The sequence below is a fragment of the Marinobacter sp. genome (genome assembly GCF_048259445.1).
Classification (GTDB): domain Bacteria; phylum Pseudomonadota; class Gammaproteobacteria; order Pseudomonadales; family Oleiphilaceae; genus Marinobacter.
Map to the genome: position 1 here is coordinate 47,226 of NZ_JBLXHQ010000028.1, position 6,378 is coordinate 53,603.

Here is a 6,378-nt window from a genome sequence, read left to right on the forward strand (position 1 = left end):
TAAAACACCCGTCAATCCTTACCTGTCATTCGCTGGGGAGCCCATGGAAATACGCTGGCTGGAAGATTTCGTGGCTTTGGCACGCACGCGCCATTTTTCACGTGCGGCCGAGCTGCAGCATGTAAGCCAGCCTACGTTCAGCCGCCGTATCAAGCTGCTTGAAGAAGCGATGGGTGCCACGCTGATTAACCGGCAAACCCTGCCGTTGTCCCTGACGCCTGCCGGCGAACGGTTTTTTGATCTATGCCAGCGGGTGACCCGGGATGTTCGGGATGTCCGTGGCCAGATTGCCGAGTTGGAAGCGGAAGTTTCCGCCCGTATAAGCGTGGGTTCTACTCAAGGGCTTTTCTCGCATTTTTATCAGGGGTGGGCTGGTGAGGCAGGTGTTGCAGAGCGCCTGCAGCTCAATCTTAAAGCTACAAGCTGGGTAGGAGAGCAGTTTCTCGATGCCCTGGACAGCGGCGAGTGTGATCTGGTGTTGTGTTACTGGCATCAGGACTTACCCTGGGGCGACCGGTTTGGCCGGGGCGATTACGAATCAATAACGCTTGCCCGCGAGTGGCTGGTGCCGGTGAGTGTTGCGGGGGATAACGGCCAGCCCCGGTTTGCTCTGCCGGGAGCAGCAGGCCAGAGCGTGCCGCTGATCGCCTACCATTCACGGGGGTTTTTGCAGCCTGCCATTGAAGCGCATCTGGCGCGCAGCAGTGAACCCGTAAATCTGTTGCCCCTGAATGAGAACACTCAGTCGGCAAGCATCAAGGCATTGGTAAAACAGGGCTTTGGTATGGGTTGGCTGCCCAGCCGGATGACTGAAAAGAGTGAGCACTTCGGAAGCCTTACCCGGGCCGGAGATGAGCGCTGGGATGTTCCGCTGGACATCCGCTTGATCCGCCTGCGTGAACCACGCTCTGATGATCTTCTAACCCTCTGGAAAAAATTGGAAAACCAACATGCCTGACACCGACCTCTTGGCTCTCCAGACTGATCACGTGGGCATTCTGCAGAGTCGCTATGAGCAGGTTCTGGAAGATCATGGTTATGACAGCCTGCTTATAAGCTCCGGTGCCGCCCCTTTGCGTTTCGGTGATGATCAGTCCTGGCATTTTCAGGGCTATGGCCCGTTCTTGCACTGGACGGGACTGACGGGTTTTGAGCATGCCTGGTTGCTGATTCGCAAAGGCCGAAAACCACTGCTCTCCCTGCACCAACCGGTAGATTTCTGGCACGCGAGCCTTGAGCTGCCGCAGGAGCCCTGGCTAGCAGAATTCGACATTCGCTTCAGTGAAAGCCGCTCGGCGCCAGAGCTGGGCGGCTTGAGTGAACTGGCAGTCATCGGTGATCCGTCTTTGCTGGCCGACTTGCCCGGTGACGAAAACCCGGGTGCCCTTTGCGCTGCGCTCGATGAGACGCGGGTGCACAAGACTGCCTACGAAATAGCCTGCCTGGCCCAGGCTAACAGGCTTGCAATGGCAGGTCACCGCTCTGCCCGGGATGCTTTTCTGGCTGGTGCCAGTGAGTTCGAAATCAACCTGGCCTTCCAGCGAGCAACGCAGCAACGCGAGGCCGATGCGCCTTATCACAGCATTATCGGTGTAAACGAACACGCAGGCACACTGCATTATCAATACTACGACACGGCCGCACCCGCCAAATCACGCAGTTTGCTGATTGATGCCGGAGTGCGTTACCGGGGGTACTGCTCCGACATCACCCGCACCACTGCGGGCGTTGGGGAAGGGAGGTTTGCGGCACTGGTGCAGGGTCTTGAGCAGTTGCAGTTCCGTCTTTGCAAGATGGTGGCCCCTGGCGTGGATTACCTGGACATCCATCGCAAAACGCATCTGGGCATCGCCGCCTTGCTGGGCGCAGCAGGGCTGGTCAGCGACCTGAGCGATAAAGAGATGGTAGCCGAAGGCGTGACGCGGGCCTTTTTTCCTCACGGCATCGGGCATTTCCTGGGTGTTCAGGTACACGATGTTGCCGGCAAGCCCGTTCCATCCCCCGCCGATGCGCCTTTCCTGCGCCTGATGCGAACGCTGGAGCCCGGCATGGTAGTGACCATCGAGCCGGGATTGTACTTTATTCCTTCCCTGCTGGAGCCTCTGTTGTCTGGCCCTCTGGGGCGCCACATCAACCAGGCATTGCTTGATGAGCTGCAGGGATGTGGCGGGATTCGTATAGAGGACAACGTGGTTGTGACAGATTCAGGCTACCGAAACCTGACCCGGGAGGCCGAGGCCTGAAACAATCCGTTGCACGAAATTAATACAAGAGGCTTGCAATCCGTGATGCTAATGACAATAATTATCACTAACATTATTGTCGTTGGTGGAGTCGCGTTATGTATGTATGCCTTTGCCACGGAGTCACAGACCGGGACATCCGTGAAGCTGCAGAAAACGGTGTTTCTTCGATGCGTCAGCTTGGTAAAGAGCTTGGCGTAGGCACCCAGTGTGGGCGCTGCGCTTCCATGGCGCGCGGCATTCTGCGCGAAAGCCGAACACCGGATTACCTGGCACTGGCGAACATGTTGGCAAGCCCTGCCTGACGAGTCTGGTGTTTATTTCCTTTCCGCAATTTTGTAATGCGTCTTTAAGCGCTATCCTTGTCGGGTGACGAGAGAACCACTGAGAGAGCTTTGATAGCTCACCGAACCCGAATCAATCAGCCGGGAGAGCCTTTCTTCAATGAAGGGTTAGTTAGCCGGTTATGATCAAGGAGTGCTGCAATGAAAGGCGACAAAAAAGTCATCCAATTCCTGAATAAAGTTCTTGCTAACGAACTGACGGCCATTAACCAGTATTTCCTGCATTCGCGCATGTACAAGGACTGGGGCATCACCAAGCTTGCGGCCAAGGAATACGAAGAATCCATTGATGAGATGAAGCACGCCGATCAGTTGATCGAGCGCATCCTGTTTCTGGAAGGTCTGCCTAATCTGCAGGATCTGAACAAGCTGATGATTGGCGAGAACGTTGAGGAAATGATTGCCTGCGATCTCAAAATCGAACATATCGCCCATGTTGACCTGAAAGAAGCCATTGCGTACTGCGAAGAAGTTCAGGATTACACCAGCCGCCAGCTGTTCCGCAGCATCCTCGACAGCGAAGAAGAGCATATCGATTGGCTGGAGACCCAGTTGCAGATGATCAACCAGATGGGCATCCAGAACTACATCCAACTGCAATCTGCCGCAGCGGAGTGAAACCGACAATGGATCTGTCCTGTTTTAAAGCCTACGACTTGCGCGGCAGTGTGCCGGAACAGCTGAACCCGGCTCTGGCCGAGCTCATCGGGCGTGCCTATGTGGAAGTTACCGGCGCGAAAAAAGTCATTGTCGGATATGACATCCGCCTGTCCAGCCCGGAAATCACCGAAGCCCTGAGTTCCGGGCTGATGGCTGCAGGCGCCGACGTGTTTGATATAGGTTTGTGTGGCACAGAATATGTGTACTTTGCCACCAGTCACTATGGCATGGACGGTGGCATTATGGTCACCGCCAGCCACAACCCCAAGAACCACAACGGCATGAAAATGGTTGGGCCCGAATCTCGCCCCATCAGCTCTGACAACGGCCTGAACGATATTCGTGACAGAGTGCGCGAACCGTTTGCCGATGCGCCGGTGCAGGGCAGATATGAAACGCTGGAAGTCACCAGCGCCTACATAGACCACCTGCTGGGTTACATCGACGCTGCTGCACTTAGCCCCATAAAGATCGTCGTTAATGCCGGCAACGGTGGCGCGGGTTTGGTGATCGACGAACTCGAAAAGCACCTGCCTTTCGAATTCATCAAAGTGCATCATCAGCCTGACGGAAACTTCCCCCATGGCGTGCCCAACCCCATCCTTGAAGAAAATCGCGCGGCCACAGCCGACGCAGTGATCGAGCACGGCGCCGCCATGGGCATTGCCTGGGATGGCGACTACGACCGCTGTTTCTTCTTCGACGAAAATGGCCGGTTTATTGAGGGCTACTACATTGTGGGCCTGCTGGCGGACCAATTCCTGCGCAAAACCGGGCCCGGAAAAGTCATCCACGACCCGAGACTGATCTGGAACACCCAGGACCTGGTAGAAGCCGCCGGCGGTGAAGCCATCGAAAGCAAAACCGGCCATGCCTTCATCAAACAACGCATGCGCGACGAAGACGCCGTTTACGGCGGTGAAATGAGCGCACACCACTACTTCCGCGACTTCGCCTACTGCGACAGCGGCATGATCCCCTGGCTGCTGCTCGCCGAACGCCTGTGCCAGTCAGGCAAGCCGTTCTCATCCCTCATCGACGCCCGCATCGAAGCCTACCCGGCCAGCGGCGAAATTAACCGCACCATCGCCAACCCCCCTGAGGTTATTGCCGCCATCGAGGAAAAATACGGCGCCGATGCAAAAAGCGTCAGCTACGTAGACGGCCTCAGCGTGGAATTCGACAACTGGCGCTTCAACCTGCGCATGTCCAACACCGAGCCCGTCGTTCGCCTGAACGTGGAATCCCGTGGTGACATACCCTTGATGAAAGCGAAAACCGAAGAGCTGCTCGCAGAAATGGAGCGGTTGAATAAATAACTGCTTCAGACGAAGTGGCTAGACCAAAAGACGGCGCTAGCTACTTAGTTTGGGGCCGGGGTGGCGGAAGGGTGTTCGGAAACTGTGCGTAGCCATGGATGGCGGAGCCAAGCGTACATGGACGTATTCACAGCGTGTTTCCGAACACCCTTCCGGCATCCCGGTCTTGCGCAGAACCAAAAGCTCAGAGCCAGTCGTTCAGCATAATCCCGAGCCCGAACCTCTCAATCCGATGATTGTAATCAATCAGACTCTCACCATACCCGTTGTAATACTGGACAAACCCCTTGATCGTATCGCCAATCGGGAAGCTATAACCAAATTCCACAGAAGTACGGTTATCCGAGCGTAAATTATTCATAAGCTGCAGGGAAAATGTCCGATCCTCTGCAAGCTTGTAAACAACGTTGTAGTTGGCGTACCCCAGATAACTCTCAATGTCTGCATTGTCGTCCTCATTGGCGCTCTCCGGAATCCGGTACCAGGGCCGAACCGCAAACAGCCAGCGATCATAAGTAACGGCGGCGCCTGCCACAACACGGTTCCAGCTCCGTGACCGGGGTTCAGATTGGCCATTGGACTGGTGATTAAAGCCAATCGTCAAACCACTCAGCGTCATGGGGCCCAGATTCCAGTTTGTCTGATGGCGGAGGAAAACCTCTGGCTCGTAGTTGGTCTCGCGGAACGGCGCAGACTCGTCCTGGTTATAAACCTGCCAGAATGAACGTTGGGTGTAGCCGAACCACAACGTGGTGCGATCATCCAGCCAGCCTGTCAGCATTGGAACCTTGAAGCTGATCTGATACTTGGCCTCCTCATTTTCAAGTCCGTAATCGTAGCTTGTCGCACCCAGCCTGGGGCTAATCGGTGTTGTATTAGGGTCGTCCACCCAAGTGATCGGCATAATGTAAGTAGGGCGATGGCTAATAAAACTGCCCGAGAACGAAAACAGGGCTTTCTCGGCGCTTAAAGATTGATCCACTATATTGGTCATCACGCCGCTGTCGGGGTCATCCTCGTCGGTGACCTCAGCCAACCGCTCCTGGCTCTCCTTGTTCGGAGCAATGGTGTCGGCTGCCTGCTCGGCATCTTCGACATCCTGCTCGCTCGCCTGGTCGCGGGCGGTTTGCGGATCGTTGAAAGAGTCGTAACAGGCCAGACGCTGCACGCCTTCACGGATCAGGGCGCAATCCTCGGGGGAGGTTGCCGGGCGGTCGGCGTCCGGTATGGATTCCTGCGCAACTGCCAGCGCCGGCCATAGTGTTAGAAACGCAGTGGCGTTCAGAACCCGGGCGTTGGGGCGTTTGTTCATACTACGGCTCTCTCTAGGTTGACTATGATGGCTAGGCTGCATTGAGGCTGAGCCAGGTACTGGCAATGCCGTAAACCCAAACGCTGATAAGGGTGATGGCCAGTAATGAAAAAACGATCTTGTGCCTGAGTTGGTTGGCTGCGCTCGCGGCTATAATCCAGCGCTGGTACATAAGGCCAATAAAACTCAGGAAAACCGCAAGGCTTGCAAACGCGGGTATCAGGAGCCACGCCGGGTTGATACTATGGCCGGTGTCCGTTTGGCTCGAGAACCAGCCCATGGATGCCAATAGCACTGCCAACGCACTGAACTCTATGATCAAAAGCGTTTTGCGCAGTGGGTGCGCGGGGGGTTTCTCCGGGTTGTTCATGAATCGAATCCTGGAAGTTCCGGTGTAAGCTGCGACATGGTAACCGGATGTCATGAAAGAGTCTCCACGCTTACGTAATGGCAATAAAAATGGTGGAAATCAATTTATGATTTTGCTATTCGGTTTTTTT

7 protein-coding genes are annotated in these 6,378 nt (G+C 55.5%); 5 read left to right on the forward strand and 2 right to left on the reverse strand.

Features of this window, described 5'->3' with window-relative positions:
• The first annotated feature begins 43 nt into the window (after nt 1–43).
• The 5 genes from ACN0RL_RS16885 to ACN0RL_RS16905 all read left to right on the forward strand — a co-directional run bounded on the left by ACN0RL_RS16885 (nt 44) and on the right by ACN0RL_RS16905 (nt 4,566).
• Nucleotides 44–958, forward strand: a complete 915-nt coding sequence (locus ACN0RL_RS16885; protein ID WP_417518932.1) for a LysR family transcriptional regulator — start codon at nt 44–46, stop codon at nt 956–958.
• Nucleotides 951–2,243: a Xaa-Pro dipeptidase gene (gene pepQ / locus ACN0RL_RS16890; protein ID WP_417518934.1), complete on the forward strand. Its 1,293-nt coding sequence runs from the start codon at nt 951–953 to the stop codon at nt 2,241–2,243. Before ACN0RL_RS16885 ends, pepQ begins: the two co-directional genes overlap by 8 nt.
• Before the next feature lie 98 nt (nt 2,244–2,341).
• Complete coding sequence (locus ACN0RL_RS16895) at nt 2,342–2,548, forward strand: bacterioferritin-associated ferredoxin (protein ID WP_417518936.1); 207 nt, start codon at nt 2,342–2,344, stop codon at nt 2,546–2,548.
• A 180-nt stretch (nt 2,549–2,728) separates the two neighbouring features.
• The gene (bfr, locus tag ACN0RL_RS16900) at nt 2,729–3,205 is read left to right on the forward strand and encodes a bacterioferritin (protein ID WP_417518938.1); all 477 of its coding nucleotides are present in this window, start codon (nt 2,729–2,731) and stop codon (nt 3,203–3,205) included.
• Between the two features lie 8 nt (nt 3,206–3,213).
• Nucleotides 3,214–4,566, forward strand: a complete 1,353-nt coding sequence (locus tag ACN0RL_RS16905; protein WP_417518940.1) for a phosphomannomutase — start codon at nt 3,214–3,216, stop codon at nt 4,564–4,566.
• Nucleotides 4,567–4,750: 184 nt separating this feature from the next.
• Here ACN0RL_RS16905 and ACN0RL_RS16910 read toward each other — a convergent pair whose 3' ends face one another.
• Nucleotides 4,751–5,878 (reverse strand): phospholipase A, encoded by a 1,128-nt coding sequence (locus ACN0RL_RS16910; RefSeq protein WP_417518942.1) that lies wholly within the window; start codon nt 5,876–5,878, stop codon nt 4,751–4,753.
• Between the two features lie 31 nt (nt 5,879–5,909).
• The gene (locus tag ACN0RL_RS16915) at nt 5,910–6,302 is read right to left on the reverse strand and encodes a hypothetical protein (protein WP_417518944.1); all 393 of its coding nucleotides are present in this window, start codon (nt 6,300–6,302) and stop codon (nt 5,910–5,912) included.
• Nucleotides 6,303–6,378: the final 76 nt, after the last annotated feature.

Bases quoted from the DNA above. Each gene is read 5' to 3' on its own strand.
- ACN0RL_RS16885 (WP_417518932.1), top strand. From the start codon at position 44: ATGGAAATACGCTGGCTGGAAGATTTCGTGGCTTTGGCACGCACGCGC.
- ACN0RL_RS16895 (WP_417518936.1), top strand. From the start codon at position 2,342: ATGTATGTATGCCTTTGCCACGGAGTCACAGACCGGGACATCCGTGAA.
- ACN0RL_RS16910 (WP_417518942.1), bottom strand. From the start codon at position 5,878: ATGAACAAACGCCCCAACGCCCGGGTTCTGAACGCCACTGCGTTTCTA.
- ACN0RL_RS16915 (WP_417518944.1), bottom strand. From the start codon at position 6,302: ATGACATCCGGTTACCATGTCGCAGCTTACACCGGAACTTCCAGGATT.
- pepQ (WP_417518934.1), top strand. From the start codon at position 951: ATGCCTGACACCGACCTCTTGGCTCTCCAGACTGATCACGTGGGCATT.
- ACN0RL_RS16905 (WP_417518940.1), top strand. From the start codon at position 3,214: ATGGATCTGTCCTGTTTTAAAGCCTACGACTTGCGCGGCAGTGTGCCG.
- bfr (WP_417518938.1), top strand. From the start codon at position 2,729: ATGAAAGGCGACAAAAAAGTCATCCAATTCCTGAATAAAGTTCTTGCT.